This is a genomic window from Acidobacteriota bacterium, assembly GCA_016703965.1.
Taxonomy (GTDB): Bacteria; Acidobacteriota; Blastocatellia; order Pyrinomonadales; family Pyrinomonadaceae; genus OLB17.
In genome coordinates this window covers 1380049-1398380 of the sequence record JADJBB010000021.1, presented here as the reverse complement: position 1 = coordinate 1398380, position 18332 = coordinate 1380049, and the positions used below count along the sequence as shown (strand labels likewise).

The window sequence follows — 18332 nt, the reverse complement described above, 5'->3', positions numbered from 1 at the left end:
GTAAAACCTATTTATTACTGTTGCCGGCCGGCTTATTAGCCGCGGGCTTGTTCGCCGCTGGTGCAGAATTTACCGGAGCGGCCGTGTTCGCAGCAGGGCTCGCGTTCATTGACGTCGCAGCCGCCGCGTTCGGTGTCAGAGATTTAATGTAGGCCACGAGCGAATTAAGCTGTTCTTCCGTCACCTGCCCCTTGAATGTCGGCATTATCGGCTGAAATCCTTCTACAACCTGTGCCGACGGATTTAAGATCGAGTTGCGGATATACTGATCGTCGACCTTGACTGTCGAGCCGCCTACCAGTTTCACGTCATGCCCATAGATGCCTTCGAGCTTGGCTCCGCGTTGAGCAGGCCCGCCTGCATGACACGAGGCACAACCGAGCTTGTTTTCAAACAGATCCTTGCCTGCCTCGACCGGGGTCTGGCCTGAAACGTTCCCGCTTAGCCAATTGTCGAAATCACGCTGCTCCATTACATACACCCAGCCCCCCATACCTGAGTGATTGAGTCCGCAGTATTCGGCACAAAAAAGACGGTACTTGCCAGGCTTCGTCGCCTCGAACCACATGTAGGTGTAACGCCCCGGCACCACATCCGCCTTTGTTCGGAAAGCCGGGATGTCAAAATCGTGAATAACGTCTTCGGTCGTCATGGTCAGCTTTACCTTTCTGCCAACCGGAACGTGAAGTTCGTTTATCTCACGCTGGCCAGTTTGGTGCTGTACCTTCCACATCCACTGCTTACCGACAACGTAAACCTCCATCGCATCATCCGGCGGAGTGTACTGCTGAAAAAACACGATCGCGCCGCCGAGGAATATTGTCATCGAAATGACAAACGGAATGATCGACCAAACCGTCTCGAGCACCATCGACCCGTGCATTTCTTCGGGTGTTGCGTACTTTTCGGTTTCGCGGTACTTGACCGCGAAAAAGAATATCGCCACCACGATCGGGATCGTAAAAGCTACGCTCACGGCGATCAGGTAGAAATACAACGCATCAACCTGCCACGCAAAGGTCGAGGCCTGATCCGGAAATAATGGTACCCACGATGTAGTCTGCATAATTCTTTAGTGGTAAGTGGTGATCGGTGAGTGAAACGCAGTTAGACTGCTATCACTCATCACTGATCACTCATCACTATTCACTGTCTTTCGTTTATTCCTTCGCCAAAACACCAAGCCCATCGCTCCCATTCCAAGGAGTGTCGCAATACCGCCCAATCGTACAAGATTGAGGATCGCCAATCCGTATTTGCCGCTTGCGGGGTCGTAGTGAAAACAGTACAAAAGCAATTGATCGGCTGGATTCCCTACCCGACTTTCGGCCGATTCCATGATGCCGAACTTAAGATCCTTCGGCGAATAATCGATCCCGTATAAATATCTGGACAATTTGCCATCGGGCGTTGCGATCATCACGCCCGCCGCATGGGCGAACTGCTGGCTCTTTTCATCCCATTCGAACGTAAAACCCGCAGCGGAGGTAACCTTTTGGATAGAGGCTTCCGTCCCCGTCAAAAAGTGCCACCCGTTCGCCGTTTCCGGCCTGCCGTAGCGTTCGATGTAGCTAGCTTTCTTATTCTTAGCAAGATCCGCTTTATCAAACTCTTTAGCGTCAAAGCTGATCGCTACTACGTCAAATTCCTTACCGGCGTTAAAACTGATGCCTTTGAGCGATCCGGTCAGTCCATTAAGAACCTGGTTGCAGAGCATCGGGCATTCATAATAGACGAACGCAACGATCACCGGCCGGCCTTTCCCGAAATAGCTGCCGAGCGTAACTATATTTCCGGCTTCGTCTTTCAGTTCCGTATCCAGCGGCAGCTGGTCACCTAGCTTCTGCTCGATACCGACCTTTTTCAGGGTGTCCGGCAGTCCGTTAGCGGACGTAACATTCGGGTCATAAGTTCGAGGTGAATATAGAGGTGAGTTGTAATGCTCGGCCTTTTGCGCACCGACGAAAGCAGCAGAGGCCAGCATCACCGCAGCGATACCGAAACTCAGGGATAATAATTTTGCTTTCTGCACTAGACTCACTTTCTATTTACCTTCTTTTTTCCGAAGCCACTCGTCCGGCGCTGGAATCCGAAATGTACATCTTCGAACGATCAAGCATAACTTCTGCGTCCGGGCCCGATTTCGCCTTTACGTTCATAGCCAGGAATTTCTCTTTAGCTTCCTTGATCGGCATCATTGTCACCATGCCGGTCTTAGGATCCTTGTGCCCTTCTTCCCAGGCTTTCGCCCATTGCTTCTGAAGTTCGCGATATTCAGCCTGCGGAGCTCCAAGCTCCAGGTTGACCCAACCTTTTTCAGACTCGACACCGAATCCCGGAGCCGCCTGAAGCCGTGGTTCCGGCGGAAGGCGTTCCTTCTCGCTCATTGCCATCGGATTGGCGACCACGCCTTCTTTTGAGTAGTCTTTGAGAACATTCAAAAATGCCCACATCAGCCCGAAGGTGATCACGATCAACAGGAATAGCCCCACAGCAAAGCCGATGATCCCTTTGAGCTGGATCTCATTTTCTTCGTACGGCTTGTTTAGATCCACCGCCGTATCTGTATGTTTCTTTGACGACATATCTTAAATCTAGTGTCCTTTGCCGTGTTCGATCGCTTCTTCGAAATACGGATCTTTTGCCGGAACGATGGGCCGCTTCATGAGTTCTCCAAAGAACCACCACAGCCAAATACCACCAACCGCTATCGGTGCAACGAAATCCATCCAACTAACGTAAAATGCTCCCTGCTCAATGCCTCCCGGCGAGACGCGATATGTAGGTCCGATCTGGTAGAACATATCGATCAGCCGCATTACCAGAATGAAAATTCCGATCGTCGCGAGCAGGTTTGCCTGACGCTTGAAATCTCGCTTCAAAAGCAGCAGATAAGGAAAGGCAAAATGGAACAGGATCAATCCAACTCCGACATACGCCCATCCGCCTTTCATGCGGGTCAGGAACCATCCCGTTTCCTCAGGCAGGTTGCCTGACCAGATGATCAGGAACTGCGAGAAGTTGAAATATGCCCAAACCATGACAAGGGCGAGCATTAACTTACCGATGTCATGAAAATGCCGCTTGCCGAGCACACCGTTCATCGGCGACTTATCAACCAGGAACGCCAGAACCGCAACCGTGAAGCAGAAACAACTCAGTCCCCACCCGGCGACAAAAAGAAGTCCCCAGATCGTCGAAAACCAGTGCGGATCGAGCGTCATGACCCAGTCGACGACCGCAAAGGTCACGACCAGAGCATAGATCACCATCGTCGGGCCCGAGAAACGCGATGCCTTCTCAAGGACGAGCCTCGATTCCTCGACCGTGTTGGTCTTATCCTGGTCTGCTCCCCACTTGTTCAGCAGGTAAACCATGATGCCCCACAGGAGAAAATAAATGCCCGAACGCAGGATCCAGAACCACGCGGTCATATAGATGCCGCGATGCTCCATTACATGATCGGTCGGCGGCAGATGGGTCCACTCGTAAAACTTGCCAAAATATACTCCAACGGCAAGCGGAATGAACATTAATACAATGACCGGCAGCGTTCTCGAGCCGGCTTCAACGATTCGTCGAATAACGACGCCCCATGCTCCGCCGGTGAGGTACTGCAGCATCAGCACACCAAGTGAACCGATGCCAATACCACCCCAGAATATATATCCCAGGAGCCACGAACGCAGTGCCTGCTCAGTATTGAAATATGCCCCGACCGCCCAGATGATGAGCGCGATGCCGCCAATTCCAAGTGCGAGCGTGCGCAAACGGTTGATTTCGGCCGGTGCTTGATAGTTTTCAGGATTCGCCATTTAAGGTTTTCCTCCGGCAGTTGTCTCACCTGATTTCGGAGGTGCTGAGCCGGGCTCAGTTTTTGAATTCATTTTGAGTGCCTCGTCCGGGTTCTGACTGACCTGCAGCGCCCGAATGTACGCGACGATCGCCCACCGATCTGCGGGTGTAACCTGAGCCGCATAGCTGTTCATCCTGCCCCAGCCATTAGTCATCACGTCAAAGAAGTGACCGACCGGAGCATTCCTCAAACGATCATCATGATAGGTGGGCGGCTTTACAAATCCGCGGCGGACGATCATACCATCGCCATTTCCCATCGGGCCGTGACAAACGATGCAGTAGATGTTGTATCTTTCCTGCCCGCGGTCAACCAGTTCTTTAGTTACCGGGACCGGAAATTCATCGATATCATTCGGAAAGCTCGAAACCAGAGTGTTTCCGGTTGGGCCGATCGTAGATACAACCGGTGCATTCAGATCAGGGTTATCGATCTTCCCGGTGTAAAATGCTTTATTATCGTGCAGCTGGCCGCGTGGGATCGTTCCGTCAACGCGGTCACGGGAAGCCCTCTTGTCGCTAAAGAACTCACTCTTCTTATAGGCCTTGTAACGCGGCTGATCTTGCATATCAGACCGAACGCCGCAGGCTGAAGCAACCAGCCCGAGCACGATCAATAAAAGGAAACGCGGAGACACGGAGAATTTATTCTTCAACATCGAATACCTCCTGAGCCTCCAGGCTTTCCATAAAACTCTTTGTTTCCTCGTAATCATATTTCGGGTCTTTTGACTCGATGATGAGGAAAAACTTTTCCCTCGTGGCGAGTGCAAATCTTGGCACATTAAAGACCGGATGATACGGTGCCGGCAATCCATTCAAAAAGAGCATTCCGAAAACCGCCACGAACGCCGCAAACAGGATCGTCAATTCGTACGCCGGCGGAATAAATGCCGGTAGGCTGAAATGCGGACGTCCGCCAACGATGATCGGCCATTCGATGACGTGAACAAAGACCTGCAGTCCGATACCCGCACAAAGTCCGGTAATGCCGCCGGCAAAGATCAGATACGGCAGAATGCTGCGCTTTATCCCCAGAGCCTCGTCGATCTCGTGCAGCGGGAATGGCGAAAATGCATCGGTTTTGGTGTAACCGGCGTCGCGCACTTTACGTGCGGCGTCGACCAATTCCGTCGCCGTGTCAAATTCAGCTAGTATGCCGTGAAGCTTGTTTCCCATAGCTCTAACTTACAACTCCAAATCTACTGATTGGGTGGATCCGTCCGATCGTATGTGTCCTCGATCTCGTTAACGTTTTCCTCAAAATCCTGATGGTGTCCGTGGACGTTCGCTTCCGGAAGAAGCGTCCTTACCTCGAATATCGAGATGATCGGCACGAATCGAACAAACAGGTACAAAAGTGTAAAGAACAAACCGATCGTTCCGGTGAACATCGAGATGTCGAACATCGTCGGACTGTACATTGCCCACGACGACGGCAGGAAGTCGCGGTGCAGACTCGTTACGATAATAACGAAACGCTCGAGCCACATACCGACGCTGACGATGATCGAGATCGTAAAGAGCCAGAATTCGCTCTCCCTGAACCGCTTGAACCACAAAAGCTGGATCGATAGGCCGTTGCAGAATATCAGCATCCAGTACGACCACCAGTACGGGCCTTCCCAGATACGATTCTTAACCATGAAGATCTCGTACTGCGACGCACTGTACCAGCCGAAGAATGCTTCCATTCCGTAACCGTAGCAAACGATCAGACCGGTCGCGAGCATGACCTTTGCCATATAGACAAGGTGCTGGTGCGTTATAAAATCCTGCATCCTGTACCAGCGCCTGAGCGGAATACAGAGAATAAGAACCATCGCAAATCCGGCGAACACGGCTCCGGCCACAAAGTATGGCGGAAAGATCGTAGCGTGCCAGCCCGGAACCTGTGAAACCGAGAAGTCGAACGAAACGATCGAGTGTACCGAAAGTACGAGCGGTGTCGAAAGGCCGGCGAGGATCAAATATGTGATCTCATAGCGATGCCAGTGCCGAGCCGATCCGCGCCAGCCCCACGAAAGAGCGGCGTAAACGAACTTAAAATATTTATTCTTAGCCCGGTCGCGAAGCGTCGCGAAATCGGGGATCAGGCCGACATACCAGAACAAAGCCGAAACGGTCGCGTACGTAGAAACCGCGAAAACGTCCCAGATAAGCGGGCTGCGGAAATTCGGCCAGATACCCATCGTATTCGGATAGGGGAATAGCCAGTAGGCAGCCAGCCACGGACGGCCTGTATGCAAGAGCGGGAACATCGCGGCGCAGGCCACCGCAAAAAGCGTCATTGCCTCAGCAAAACGGTTGATCGAGGTTCTCCACTTCTGATTCATCAGAAGGAGAATGGCCGAGATCAGCGTTCCGGCGTGACCGATACCGATCCACCAAACAAAGTTGATAATGTCGAAAGCCCAGCCAACCGGCTGGTTATTGCCCCAAACGCCGATACCATTGGCAAGCAGCCAAATGACCGAGAAAAGAAGCAGTTGGGCAACCATAAAGGCTATCCCAAAACCGATGAACCAATGAAACGGCGTGCGCTTCTTCAGCGTAATGTCACTGATCTTGTCAGTAACACTCGCATAGTTATGGTCACCATCGAGCATCGACGGGTGAAGTTTCTCTTTGAGATCTTTTGCTTCCTGCATAAATCTATTGAGTCTTAGGTTGGAACGCCAGCATCTTGCTGGCCGGGGCCGGCAAGATGCCGGCATTCCAAATTAATGCCCTTCGCCCCCCGTTTTGGTTTCAGCCTTAGGTCCCTCTACGTGCTTCTTTGGATCCGGAGCCTTGTAATCAGGCATTTCCTTATTCTGATTCTTGAGGCCGGCAAGATAGGTCGTACGCGGCTGAGTGTTCAGTTCGTTCAACAAAATGTAATCGCGATGATCTTTCTTAGCCTTGGAAACCTTGCTTTCCGGATCATGCAGATCGCCGAAAATGATCGCACCGGTCGGGCAGGCTGACTGACATGCCGTCACAACCTCACCGTCGCGAACCTTTCGTCCATCCTTTTCAGCCTCGATACGAGCGGCGGAGATTCGCTGTGTGCAGTACGTACATTTTTCCATGACACCGCGGCTTCTGATCGAAACCTCCGGATTACGCATGAGTTTGTACTGCGGCGTGTTCCAATCCTGATAAAGCAGGAAGTTGAAACGCCTGACCTTGTAAGGACAGTTGTTAGAACAGTAACGCGTTCCCACGCAGCGGTTATAGACCATGTCGTTCAGGCCCTCGGCACTGTGAACGGTTGCGTGAACCGGGCAAACCACCTCGCAAGGAGCCTGCTCGCACTGCTGGCAAAGTACCGGTTGGAAATGCGGACCATCGATGTCATTGATATCGCCGCTATAGTAAGCATCGACACGCATCCAGTTCATTTCACGGCTGCGGCTCACCTGCTCTTTACCGACAACCGGAATGTTGTTCTCCGATTGACATGCAAGAACGCAGGCGTTGCATCCGACGCACGAATTTAGATCGATCGACATTCCCCACTTGTGGTTTTTGTCGTAAACCGCCTGATGCTGTTCGTACGGGTACATCGACTTCGGATATTCGTCGTGCTGATGCCCCATCATCGGATCTTTTTCGAATTCTTCGACATCCCAAATGCGAAGCAGATCGCGGCCTTCCATGTTGAAGTGGATCTGGGTCGAGGCGACATTCGCCTGCTCATTCCTCTTCTTGATGTCGCCGAAACCGAAATTCATCGCGTCCGAACGCCTCACGTCGAAAGCGTTATAGCCAAGCCCCGTACCGATCTTGCCGGCACGAGTACGGCCATAGCCCATATAGATCGTGATCACATCATCTGGCTGCCCGGGAGCGACCCACATTGGCACACCGTCTTTGATCTCAGCACCTTGATAGGTGATCGTGACGACATCGGAGAATGAGTTACCGCCCTTCGTGTTAATAAAGCTTGTTCCCTGAGCACCGCCGGCGAACTCTCGCGGATCATTCTTGGTATTAACACCAAGCTTGGCCGCTGTTCGCGGGCTAACCAGGGCAACGTTCTCCCAAGTCACCTTGTTAAGCGGGTTTGCAAGTTCCTGCAGCCATCCGTTGTTCGCGAAACGGCCGTCATAAACGCTCGGATCCGGAAGGATCGTGATCTCAACAGTTCCGCTGCCGGCCGGCTTTGATTCCGCCTGCGAAAGGAACGAGGTCGTTGCGGTAACTGACTTCGGAGCGGCCGCAGTGTTCGGAATAACTCCGTCATGCACAGCTTTACGCCAGTTGTCTTCAAAATTCTTCGGAGCACCGGCCGCCGGTACTGCTGCAGGTGTGGCTGCCGCTTTCGGGGCCTCTTTTTTAGCAGGTTCGGCAGGCTTAGTGGTTTCCGAAGCCTTTGCATCGGCCTTTGGTTCCTCTTTGCCTTCGGCCTTCGGCTCGGCTTTTGCTTCCGTCTTTGCAGCGACTGCTGCTGCGGGCTTAATGTCCGTTTTCTGCCAGTATTCTTTTACGATGTCGTGGTCTTTTTTATCGAAATTCTCCTTAAAAAAGAGTTGTACGACCTCGTGAACGTTCTTACCGTCATAGAGCGGAGCGATCAGCGGCTGAACGATCGAAGCAGTACCGTCGTAGGCTCGAGCGTCGCTCCATCCTTCGAGGAAATGCTTTTCGCCGACATGCCAGTAGCATTGCTCGGCGGTTTCATCGAAGTGCTGGCCGAGATGCACAGTCGTTCCGGCCTTTTTCATCCGCTCCGGACTGAGCTTGAGGTCGGAAGGCGTGTTGTAAACCGGATTTCCGCCCAAAATGACGAGCATCTTGACCTTTCCGGCGTCGATGTCGGCGATCAGTTCGCGAAGTTGGTCGAGCTGCGACTTGTCCGAGCCTGGAGCGAGCGGCTCGATGTAAGTCACTGTCTCACCAGCATTTCCGAGTGCCGCGTTCATTGCGTGAGCAAGAGCGTGTACGACCGGCGGCTGATTATCACCGGCAACGACCAGCGATTTGCCCTTGTGAGCAAGCAGGTCTTTCGCCATCGCGGCGATCCACGCGGCATTTTCCGTGTAGGTCGAATTCGCTCCGGCAACACCGAGGGCTTTGGCGATCGCTTTGGCGATCTCGCCGAATTGGCTCGGCTTTACCGCGAGGCGGTGATCTGCCTTAGCTCCGGTGATCGTTATCGTTGTTTCGACCGAATAAAGTCGATTGATCTCCTTTTTCTCCTCAGAAAAAGCACGCCCGGCGGCAAAATCCTTGATGTAGGCGACGTTAAAGCCAGAGAAAATGTCAGCATCCAGCGACAGAATTCTCTCAGCTTTTTCAAACTTGTAAACCGTCTGAACCGGCGAGCCAAAGGCCAGTTTCGCACCCGCAAGGGCGTTATCCTGATTAACCGGCTCGTACTGAACCCACTTTGAATTGGGCAGTTCGGTTTTGACCTTTGCGAACTGATCGATCAGCGTCGGCGAGGTGACCGTTTCGGTCAGGAATCGCACCCCCGAACCACCGTCAGCTCGATTTTGCTCGATCGAAGTACGAAACTCCACCATAAAGGATTCCCAAGTTTTCGGGTTTCCTCTATAGGTGATCTCCTGCGACCGGTCCGGATCGTACATTCCGAGAATAGAAGCCTGAGCGAGAATGTCCGTCGCACCGCGGCTGCCCGGATGATCCGGATTTCCCTCGATCTTTACCGGCCGCCCTTCGTACGATTTTGCCAGAAGGCCCGTTGCAACGCCGCCCAAAGACATGGCAGTTGCGAAGAAATTTGCCTTGCCAGGCAGTTGGCCCTCGACCGGACGAACGTACGGCACGATCTTCTCCGGCGGTTGGATAACGCATCCGCTCAGGCCCGCGAGGGCGAGCGATGCTCCCATCACCTTAACGAAGTTACGCCGGCTCAGGCTGTTGTCCCATTCCTCGATCTCGTGCGGGTACTCTTCAGAAATGAATTTTCTGAATTCAGGCGTATCGGCGTGCTCCTCGAGACTGCGCCAATATTCTTTCCCGTTTTGCGACAGGATCCTGTCGCGTAATGAGGCAAAGTTTGTGTTGCTTGCTGGGCTCGACATTTTCGTTTGCGTTCCTCTACTAACGTCGCTCTACCTGTGACAGGTCGAGCAACTGGTCATCATTTCTTTACTACGGATCTTATATTCGGCTTTCAGGTCGGCTCGCTGTTTTTCATCGAGATCGCCGTCCTGCCACTGCATATTAAAGATCTCTGACTTCGGCCTGATAAATTTCTCAGGCTGGCGGTGGCATGCGAGACACCACTCCATCTGGAGCGTGTTTTGCTGGAAAACCGCCGGCATGTTGTCGATCTGTCCGTGACAGGTCGAGCAGCCTACGCCCTTCGCGACGTGGATACTGTGGTTGAAATAGGTGTATTCCGGCAGGTCGTGAACCTTTTCCCACTCAATAGGCGTGTTGTTCTTGTAGCTGTCACGCACAGGTGCCAGATACGGGCTGTCTGACCAGATCTGGCTGTGACAGTTCATACACGTCTGGGTCGGAGGCATTCCGGCCGAAGCAGTCGTCTCAACCGTCGAGTGGCAATAGCGGCAATCGATGCCGTCGTCCCCGACGTGGTGCTTATGGCTGAACTGCACCGGTTGCTGCTTCTCGACATACTGACCGGTCAGATACGACGAGCGGGCGAACTGCGTAAACGCAAAGCCTCCCAAGGCTGCCAGCACTACGCCTGCAACAATGCTTATTCGGGCGATATTATTCGCGCTTTTATTAAAAAATTGAGCCATCTTCCGATCTCTCGCGATACCTCGTTGAGAAAAACCTGCAACAATGCGGCCTAGACGCACACCTTACAACCTTGGAGGGGAAGTGTTCTCGCCGAAAAGCCGACTCTAATACTTAAGTTTCTAACAGTAAAACTGATTACGATTCTACTAAGATTTAGTAAATCCGCAAATTGCACAAACTAAATTTAGTTCAGAAAGGATTCTGAGTAAATCTGAATGATATTAGTTCTAATAATAAGTCTGATTATTCTTTTCAATTTCGGTTAATCAGTACCGAATCCGCCGATCGAGGCAGCTCCGATCGCGGCGGCGTTCGTCCCCAGCTCGCCCTCGACGATGCGGGTAGCTGCGAAAGACCGCTCGAATGAAAGCTCTCTCGCTCTCTCGATCACGGCCTTCAGTACCAGATGCCGTGCCTGCATGATCGATCCGCCGAGAACGATCAGCTCGACGTTCAAAAGATTTATCACGCTCGCGACCGCCGTTCCAACATAGCTGCCGGTCCTCTCAAGCATCATCTGCGCAAAATCATCCTTGTTCTGCGCGGCGGAAATAATGTCGCTGAGCGTCAGGTCCTCCTCGGTCAATCTCCCGAGCGACGAGGTGCTGTCCTGATGAAAACGCGCCCGTGTGCGGCGAACGATATTAGCCGCCGACGCCACATCCTCGAGTCTCATGCCTTCAGAATTGATCGGGACATAACCGAATTCACCCGCAAAGCCCGATGCTCCGTGCCAGGTTTTGCCGCCGAAAATAAAAGATCCGCCGACGCCCTCGCCGAGTGTGGCGTAGAACATATTTGAGCTGCCGCGTCCGGAGCCGCAGCAATATTCGCCATACGCGGCCGCGTTCGCATCATTCTCGATGATGACCTTGACGCCCGTCGCAGCCTCGATCTGTTTCCCAAGTTCTACATCCGTCTGAGTCGGAACAATAGCCGAAAAGGCAACCCGTCCCGATTCTCTGTCCACCAGGCCAGGGATCGCAACGCCCAGACGTTGGAATTCGCCGAATTCCTTCCTAAATTCGTCGACGATCGTCTTGATCTGGCCCACGACACCCTCATCATCGCTGAAAACGACGGAATGAGCACGCTTGACCTCGTCGCCTACATCGATAGCTACGGCGTTCAGCGAGGTGCTGGAGATCTCTATACCGACACGTATTGCAGACCCGATTGGGGAATTAACCATAATAAATTAAGCGGCTCTTGCAGAAACTATCGCGATTTTAGACACTGCCACTTTTCCTGTCAAACAATGGGCGGCAATACTTCGTGTCGCCGTAACCACATCACTTCTTTTGACTGAATGAGCCTGTAAAGATACTCTCTCAATGGCAGAGCAATCGCTAAGGCGAAGCTGTGGGCTCGTTTCTTGCTATGGATCATCAGCTTCAGGATATTTTAGCTCAGTACGGTATCTACGCAGTCTTTGCCCTGTGTACCGTTGAGGGCGATATCACTTTGCTTGTTTCCGGAACGATGGCTCATGGCGGTTTCTTTGGCGACTGGGGCTTCTTTAAAGTCCTCATTGCGGGAACATTGGGCGGCATGGTCGGTGATTGTGCGGGCTACGCCGTTGGCCGAATATTTCACGAGAACGCAAAAGATTACAGGTTCTACCAGGTGGCTCAGCCCCGCGTCGAGAAGCTGATCGCGAAATTTGGCGGTTCCGCTATCATCATCTCGAAGTATATTTACGGGATCCGCGTCGCGATGTGCGTCTTTTATGGCGTCGGGAAGATGCCGTTCCTAAGATTTTTGGGCCTCAGTGCCCTGAGCTGCACCCTCTGGGTCGTGTTTCTCGCCGGGCTTGGGTATTTCTTCAGCGGAGCAATAACCTCAATGATCGGCGACTTCAAACAGGTCGGCTTTGCTCTTTTCTTCATCGTGATGTTCGGGATCATTGTTTTCTACGTCATCGAGCGTTACTGGCTTTCGGAACGAGTTGAGGACGCCGATCCCGAGACGATACTAAAGATCGAAGAAAAACTCGTGGCCTTTGAAGAGGTCGGTAAAACGACCCTGCAGGATCTGAGCGAACGCCTTCACCTCACACGCGAACCAAACCGCGAAGAACTGAGGGATAAGGCGAGTAAAGCAGAAGAAGAGAAAGAAATGGCCGCCGAACGGCCGGGGCCAGTAGAAAATAGTAAAGAGGCGTGAGTCAGAAGTTGAGACGCCAGAGCCTACATATCAATGCCGGGTTCTAAGATCAAAGCTCAAAGATCAACATTCTTACAACTGATAACTGAAAACGAACTGATGATAATCGAATCCTCCGCCCCGACGCGGGTTGACCTTGCCGGCGGCACAATTGATATTCCGCCCCTTTTTCTGTTCCACGAGGGAGCCTCGACGGTAAATTTTGCCGTCAGCCTGCTCGCGCATTGCCGCATCGAAACGCGGGACGATGACCGCATCATTCTCGAATCCATCGATCAGAAGTCGAGCGTCGAAACCGATCTTGAGAATATCGATTCACTCCGTGACGAGCCGACGCTCCAATTGCTGTCAAAACTCGTCTATTTCTTCCGCCCGGAACAGGGTTTCAAGATGACAACCGAATCGAAAGCTCCTGCCGGAGCCGGACTCGCCGGTTCGTCAACCTTGAACATCGCCTGTATCGGAGCCCTAAACAAACTCGTCGGCGACCGCTACGACGCCGACCGCTTTATCCCGATCGCCGCGGCAGTCGAATGCCAGGTCATCAAAGTTCCGACCGGTTATCAGGATTACTATTCGGCACAATACGGGGGCGTCTCGAATATTCACTTCGGACCCGCCGGAATGTGGCGTGAAGAACTGGACATCGACATCGCCACTCTCGAACGCCGCGTCGCGGTCTGCTACACCGGCGAACCCCGAAACTCGGGCATCAACAACTGGGAGATCACAAAACGCCACATCGACGGCGACAAACGCATTTTCGAGATATTTGACGGCATCCGCGACACCTCGATCGAACTGCGAGCCGCGCTCGTCGCGGGCGAATGGGACAAAGCCGGCGAAATACTCGCCGCAGCCCACATCCAGCGTCAGGATATGTCGCCAAACATAACAACGCCCCAAATGGATCACCTCATCGCCACCGCCCTCGCAAACGGAGCCATCGCCCCAAAGGTCTGCGGAGCCGGCGGCGGAGGCTGCATCGCCTTCTACTGCGAAGACGGACGACGCCAGGACGTCGAAGCCGCTCTCGCCGAACAGGAAGGCTGCGAAGTTCTCGGCTGGAATGTGAATGCGGCGGGACTTACAATGTGCGTCTTATAGACCCATCTTTTGATTGCAACCCGGATATATTGCCGGATATGACGTAGTAAGGCCACCCGATTAATCAATTTAGCTTATTGTCATGCAAAGTGGCGTTAAGGGTGTCCACGATAATGAGCAAATCCTCTCCGATCTGCTCCCCCATTATCCGTCGGGTAGATCCTATGCCGTTCGTTCCAGGCCAAACCCGAATGATGATGCCATCGCTGTTTAAGAGGATATGAGTTGGTGTTTGAAATCGGGTTAGTTCCATTGGCATTTCGCTCCCACCATTCCAAGTCAAGAAATCGTCAAAGCCAAATTTCTCTGCGTATGAAGTTAAGTTGAAGTTGGGCCCTAGAGGAATAAATGAGCACGGATAATAATGAACGTTAATCTTCTGCGCTGACGCCCTTACGGAATTGTACAAGTCGGCAGAGATATCGCATGCCTTACAGCTTGGGTTTAGAACGACGAGTAGAGTTAGGTTGTTTGCGGAGTCTGGATTTTTTTGCAATCCGTCAAGACCTACGAGATTTGATGAGTCAAACCGGAAGCCAATACCCGGAAACTCCGATCCCTTTTCTTCAAGGACTTTTGCAAAGTTAAATCGTTCGCCTACCAAAAGGTTCGGGGGAGGTGGGAAGACGATTGAGTATCCAAAAACCAGCCCAACCGTAGTCGCAAAACCAGCGCAGATAGGAAAGAAATACTTGCGAAATCTCTTCATGATCTAGGAGGTTGATTCTTTGGCAACAATATCAAACATTTTGCTGCAACAACGGACAATACCGATAAATTGAGATTTATGCGGGACCGCGGCTTTGATATCCGTCCGATGTTGTCAAACAGTTTTGCATCTTGGTCAATCAAGATTTTCTCAGAAAACGGATTGCCGATATCGATCGGCCTTATTTCAAAGTCGGCCATAGACTTCTCGGATAAAGAACTGTTAAACGAATTGGCGAGATCTCGCAACATATTAACCGCGATATCTGCGAAGCCTCTTTTGCCGGCCCATTCTATTAAACCAAACCAATAAACCAGTTTCCGTGGCAGAGGCTTTTCGGCCTTGACAATCTCAACAACAGCCGCGTTGAGAACATCTTCAATAAATTGATCCCCAGATGCGACGGCACCAGAGCGTTTCAAAAAACCAAGTCTTGCGAAGGCTCTAATAGAAGCTGGTGTATTTTGGAGAATTCGCGTCGCCTCCAATTCATCACCTCCCTTTCGTAGCGCAAAAGCAAATCGAGATGATACATCTGCACGGAGATCATCCCAAAGATTTTCATCAATATTTCGTTCTTTTTCCGTCATGCCATCCAAAACTTTAATGGCAGTTGCATACTTTTCTTGGTCACGAGCTAGAAGGCCTGCTCGTGTCAAATAAATTGCCCTAAGCGGATGATTCTCCTTCTGTTCATTTGCAAGCTTAAGGAGATCATCAATGGTCAGACCATTTGTCGGATCCAAGCTCCGACTCGAAGGTTCATTTGAAACCCCTAAGCATTTGGCAACCGCACTTTGCACTGTAGCAGCTTCCGAAGGTAGCAGATCAACAAACTGGGAGTGAAGCACGCCTATAAGTCGTGCTTCACCAGAGCAGCCTCTGTCGGGCGACGATAATGCGGCTTGAATAATATACTGTGCAAAAAATCGCAGTGCCGCCAATTTTTCTTTTCGTTCAAGCATTGCCACGTCATGGACTTCACCGACAATAACTTGTGGAAACGCGGCTAACTGAATAGTTTGGAGCCTTACAAAACTTGGGTCGGATCCCGCTTTTCCAACTGCTGCATTGAAAAGCTGGACAGCAAGATCTGGCTGTTGTCGATTCAATTCCCATATGAGCTTGTAAAGAAAACGCGGACTCCCAAGACCAATAGCCGTAGTGCCCAAACTATGCGCGAATCTCGGGTTATCACGTACGTTTTGTAAGCCATACTCTACAAGGGAGTCTGCATTCAACTCCTTTTCCTTTTGCGAAACATCCGAAATTTCCGCAAGGATACCAATCAACCGATCACGTTGCTTGTCAACACGATTCCCAATTATTTGAAGAATTTTTCTTGACGTCTCGAGATAGGCATTTTGAGAAGTGCGACGCTCATTCGAGGACAGAAAGTACAAGCCGTCAACTGCTTTTACGAACCACTCCGTAGATTTGTCGCTATCAATTTTCCACCAAGCATCCCCAAGCTTCGCTAAAACAAGTGATTTATCGACTTCACTTAGCTTTGATGAGTCTCTAAGAATGTTATCGGTAACCGATTCAGCCCGCGACATCCACAATTGAGCGTCCAAACTCGGCGTTTGCGACTGTGCTCGGACATGCGCAGTAACCGCGGCCAAAATCATAAAAACAAAAAGAAATGAGACACACTTTTTCATTTAGTTCTACCGCCTAATCCCCCAAAACAAGCCCCTCAAAAAACTAGTCTCCTTCCGGCGGTGAGCATTCTCCGCCGACGTGACACTGGGCACCGTTCTCAAGAGCAATAAATTTGCATTCAGAAGCTCCTGCTAGCGGTTTATAGCAGGTAAAGAATGCGCAATTTGGCGGAGGTGGGCATTGGGACTCGTCGGCTTCAGCTCTCGCCATCCATGCTCTCGGCAAAAAAATCGACAATGCCAATACAACGCCGAATAGAAAAGCAGCGAATCGTGGCAATAAACTAAGGACTTTATGATTTTTCATCAACTTCAACCTCCGTTAAATTCATTTGATTTATGTTCGTTACTCAATTCAGAGTGCTAACATGTTGACTCGTTGTTCACGACGAGTCAACGATCATTTCTTGTCCAAAACTGTCACCTCTTGTCCAAACCTATCATTCCTGTCCATCGGAATAGTTTTGGGGACGGGATTGGTGGATTTCGGCTTGGTTGGTTTGGTATTGGGTAGGGGTCATCCCAAACTTTTTCTTGAAGTCTGCAGCAAAGTGGCTTTCGTTTATTAGGCCTACCGCATTGCCGATTTCACTGATGCGGAGAACGCACTCGGGATCGCCGAGCATCTCCGCAGCACGATCGAGTCGCAAGTCGTGAAGGAATGCTTTTGGCGTGACCCCACCATTTGTTATTCTGAATAAACGGTGAAAATTGGACAACGACATGTTAGCTGCTACAGCCATATCCTCGGCCGTCCAATCACGGCCTAAATCCTGGGAAAGTCGCTTCTTGAGATGGAAGATGCGTTTGTCCATTGGGAATTTGTATTTGACAAATGACGCTGAGAATATTACCCCCCCCAGTTCAATTGTCAACGAATTTCCGTACCAAGTCTGAAAGGGTGTGCCAAGTGTTTTGAAGTGCGTTGAGATTCGTCGGCAGCCCTGAGTATCAAAAAACCTGTCACAAACCGCAAACCATCGGTGTATTGCTTGTAGAAATCACAATTTCTTATCAAACAATTTCCGGAGGGCTACGCGAAAAATGAATTATCTTTCTAAAAATCTTAGATACCTCGCGACGATGTGCGTCGCAGCCGTGATCGGCATTGCAGCTACAAACGCTATCGGACAGGACACCGCCAAAGCTGTGGCAAAGTCGGACAAGAGCGAATACAAGTCGAGAGGCTTTTGCGAAAACAACAACTGGTCGGGTAACGACCGCGTCTCGGCAAATGATCTGCGTGAGCTGACGGTTTCTTCGAACGGAACATTGAACGTCGATGCCGGAGCAAACGGCGGCATCAGCGTCAAGGGCGAAGACCGCAGCGACGTTTTGGTACGTGCCTGCGTCCAGGCCTGGGGTGCGACCGACGGCGAAGCAAGAGCCGCGATCGCCTCGATCCGCATCAATACCTCAGGCGAGATCAAGGCCGAAGTTCCCTCGGAGCTAAAGAACTGGTCCGTGTCGTACGAGATCCGCGTACCGCGCTCGTCGAACGCAAGCCTCAAAGCCCACAACGGCGGCATCTCGATCAGCAATGTCGAAGGAAACCTCGAGTTTAATACCACCAACGGCGGCGTCAACGTCAGCAACGCAGCCGGAACCGTGAAGGGACGCACCGCTAACGGCGGCGTCAACGTCACCCTTTCGGGCACCTCGTGGAAAGGCACTGGTATCGACGTTCAGACCACGAACGGCGGCGTCAACCTGACCATCCCTGAGAATTTCCAGGCCAACATCGAAACGGGCACCGTCAACGGCGGATTCCGCTCCAACATCCCGAGCCTCAACGTGACGACCGAGGACGTCAAAGGCGACAATTGGACCCGCTCCAGATCAAAACGCCTCAACCTCGCCCTCAACGGCGGCGGAGCACCTGTTCGCGTTGTCACCACTAACGGCGGTGTCACCATTAACACCCCGGATAAGGACAAGTAGGAAGATTAAGGCAGTGAGCATGGAGGTCAATGCCCGCACATCGCCTTAGCGTCTTTGCGATACCTTTGCGGCTTTGCGGGAACAATATCTGTTCCCTCAGAGCCGCTCAGTTTTTTAGCCGAGATGCCGCCGATGATGGTCTAACGACCATCCTCTCACCGCTC

General features: G+C 51.8%; 15 protein-coding genes. 3 read left to right on the top strand and 12 right to left on the bottom strand.

Features of this window, described 5'->3' with window-relative positions; translation table 11 throughout:
• Positions 1 to 7: 7 nt before the first annotated feature.
• The 10 genes from coxB to IPG22_13385 form a co-directional block, all read right to left on the bottom strand.
• On the bottom strand, positions 8 to 1066 hold the full coding sequence (gene coxB / locus IPG22_13430; protein MBK6589287.1) for a cytochrome c oxidase subunit II: 1059 nt from the start codon (positions 1064 to 1066) through the stop codon (positions 8 to 10).
• A 66-nt stretch (positions 1067 to 1132) separates the two neighbouring features.
• The gene (locus tag IPG22_13425; GenBank protein MBK6589286.1) at positions 1133 to 2032 is read right to left on the bottom strand and encodes an SCO family protein; all 900 of its coding nucleotides are present in this window, start codon (positions 2030 to 2032) and stop codon (positions 1133 to 1135) included.
• A 16-nt stretch (positions 2033 to 2048) separates the two neighbouring features.
• On the bottom strand, positions 2049 to 2585 hold the full coding sequence (locus tag IPG22_13420; GenBank protein MBK6589285.1) for a hypothetical protein: 537 nt from the start codon (positions 2583 to 2585) through the stop codon (positions 2049 to 2051).
• A gap of 9 nt (positions 2586 to 2594) precedes the next feature.
• Positions 2595 to 3815: a hypothetical protein gene (locus tag IPG22_13415; GenBank protein MBK6589284.1), complete on the bottom strand. Its 1221-nt coding sequence runs from the start codon at positions 3813 to 3815 to the stop codon at positions 2595 to 2597.
• Positions 3816 to 4514, bottom strand: coding sequence for a cytochrome c (locus tag IPG22_13410; GenBank protein ID MBK6589283.1), 699 nt, complete (start codon positions 4512 to 4514; stop codon positions 3816 to 3818). It abuts the gene before it with no gap.
• Positions 4501 to 5034: a DUF3341 domain-containing protein gene (locus IPG22_13405; protein ID MBK6589282.1), complete on the bottom strand. Its 534-nt coding sequence runs from the start codon at positions 5032 to 5034 to the stop codon at positions 4501 to 4503. The genes IPG22_13410 and IPG22_13405 overlap by 14 nt, the downstream gene beginning before the upstream one ends.
• Positions 5035 to 5057: 23 nt before the next feature.
• Positions 5058 to 6506 carry a polysulfide reductase NrfD gene (gene nrfD / locus IPG22_13400; GenBank protein MBK6589281.1) on the bottom strand — a complete coding sequence of 483 codons (1449 nt, stop codon included), beginning with the start codon at positions 6504 to 6506 and terminating at the stop codon, positions 5058 to 5060.
• A 72-nt stretch (positions 6507 to 6578) separates the two neighbouring features.
• Positions 6579 to 9890 (bottom strand): TAT-variant-translocated molybdopterin oxidoreductase, encoded by a 3312-nt coding sequence (locus IPG22_13395; GenBank protein MBK6589280.1) that lies wholly within the window; start codon positions 9888 to 9890, stop codon positions 6579 to 6581.
• A 30-nt stretch (positions 9891 to 9920) separates the two neighbouring features.
• Positions 9921 to 10580 (bottom strand): cytochrome c3 family protein, encoded by a 660-nt coding sequence (locus tag IPG22_13390; GenBank protein ID MBK6589279.1) that lies wholly within the window; start codon positions 10578 to 10580, stop codon positions 9921 to 9923.
• A gap of 263 nt (positions 10581 to 10843) precedes the next feature.
• A complete protein-coding gene (locus IPG22_13385) occupies positions 10844 to 11773 on the bottom strand; it encodes an ROK family protein (GenBank protein MBK6589278.1) in 930 nt (309 codons plus the stop codon).
• A gap of 188 nt (positions 11774 to 11961) precedes the next feature.
• Here IPG22_13385 and IPG22_13380 point away from each other — a divergent pair, with 188 nt between their 5' ends.
• Both IPG22_13380 and IPG22_13375 read left to right on the top strand, forming a co-directional pair.
• On the top strand, positions 11962 to 12747 hold the full coding sequence (locus tag IPG22_13380; protein MBK6589277.1) for a DedA family protein: 786 nt from the start codon (positions 11962 to 11964) through the stop codon (positions 12745 to 12747).
• Positions 12748 to 12846: 99 nt separating this feature from the next.
• Complete coding sequence (locus IPG22_13375; protein MBK6589276.1) at positions 12847 to 13854, top strand: hypothetical protein; 1008 nt, start codon at positions 12847 to 12849, stop codon at positions 13852 to 13854.
• A 705-nt stretch (positions 13855 to 14559) separates the two neighbouring features.
• Here IPG22_13375 and IPG22_13370 read toward each other — a convergent pair.
• Both IPG22_13370 and IPG22_13365 read right to left on the bottom strand, forming a co-directional pair.
• A complete protein-coding gene (locus IPG22_13370; GenBank protein ID MBK6589275.1) occupies positions 14560 to 16227 on the bottom strand; it encodes a hypothetical protein in 1668 nt (555 codons plus the stop codon).
• A gap of 440 nt (positions 16228 to 16667) precedes the next feature.
• The gene (locus tag IPG22_13365) at positions 16668 to 17042 is read right to left on the bottom strand and encodes a helix-turn-helix transcriptional regulator (protein MBK6589274.1); all 375 of its coding nucleotides are present in this window, start codon (positions 17040 to 17042) and stop codon (positions 16668 to 16670) included.
• Positions 17043 to 17271: 229 nt separating this feature from the next.
• On the opposite strand from IPG22_13365, the gene IPG22_13360 reads away from it, so the two are divergent.
• Positions 17272 to 18168 carry a DUF4097 family beta strand repeat protein gene (locus IPG22_13360; protein ID MBK6589273.1) on the top strand — a complete coding sequence of 299 codons (897 nt, stop codon included), beginning with the start codon at positions 17272 to 17274 and terminating at the stop codon, positions 18166 to 18168.
• Positions 18169 to 18332 lie beyond the last annotated feature (164 nt).

What these genes read in the sequence shown, in the direction of transcription:
- coxB (MBK6589287.1), bottom strand. Translation starts at nt 1,066, where the DNA reads ATGCAGACTACATCGTGGGTACCATTATTTCCGGATCAGGCCTCGACC.
- IPG22_13420 (MBK6589285.1), bottom strand. Translation starts at nt 2,585, where the DNA reads ATGTCGTCAAAGAAACATACAGATACGGCGGTGGATCTAAACAAGCCG.
- IPG22_13415 (MBK6589284.1), bottom strand. Translation starts at nt 3,815, where the DNA reads ATGGCGAATCCTGAAAACTATCAAGCACCGGCCGAAATCAACCGTTTG.
- IPG22_13410 (MBK6589283.1), bottom strand. Translation starts at nt 4,514, where the DNA reads ATGTTGAAGAATAAATTCTCCGTGTCTCCGCGTTTCCTTTTATTGATC.
- IPG22_13405 (MBK6589282.1), bottom strand. Translation starts at nt 5,034, where the DNA reads ATGGGAAACAAGCTTCACGGCATACTAGCTGAATTTGACACGGCGACG.
- nrfD (MBK6589281.1), bottom strand. Translation starts at nt 6,506, where the DNA reads ATGCAGGAAGCAAAAGATCTCAAAGAGAAACTTCACCCGTCGATGCTC.
- IPG22_13395 (MBK6589280.1), bottom strand. Translation starts at nt 9,890, where the DNA reads ATGTCGAGCCCAGCAAGCAACACAAACTTTGCCTCATTACGCGACAGG.
- IPG22_13390 (MBK6589279.1), bottom strand. Translation starts at nt 10,580, where the DNA reads ATGGCTCAATTTTTTAATAAAAGCGCGAATAATATCGCCCGAATAAGC.
- IPG22_13385 (MBK6589278.1), bottom strand. Translation starts at nt 11,773, where the DNA reads ATGGTTAATTCCCCAATCGGGTCTGCAATACGTGTCGGTATAGAGATC.
- IPG22_13380 (MBK6589277.1), top strand. Translation starts at nt 11,962, where the DNA reads ATGGATCATCAGCTTCAGGATATTTTAGCTCAGTACGGTATCTACGCA.
- IPG22_13375 (MBK6589276.1), top strand. Translation starts at nt 12,847, where the DNA reads ATGATAATCGAATCCTCCGCCCCGACGCGGGTTGACCTTGCCGGCGGC.
- IPG22_13370 (MBK6589275.1), bottom strand. Translation starts at nt 16,227, where the DNA reads ATGAAAAAGTGTGTCTCATTTCTTTTTGTTTTTATGATTTTGGCCGCG.
- IPG22_13365 (MBK6589274.1), bottom strand. Translation starts at nt 17,042, where the DNA reads ATGGACAAACGCATCTTCCATCTCAAGAAGCGACTTTCCCAGGATTTA.
- IPG22_13360 (MBK6589273.1), top strand. Translation starts at nt 17,272, where the DNA reads ATGAATTATCTTTCTAAAAATCTTAGATACCTCGCGACGATGTGCGTC.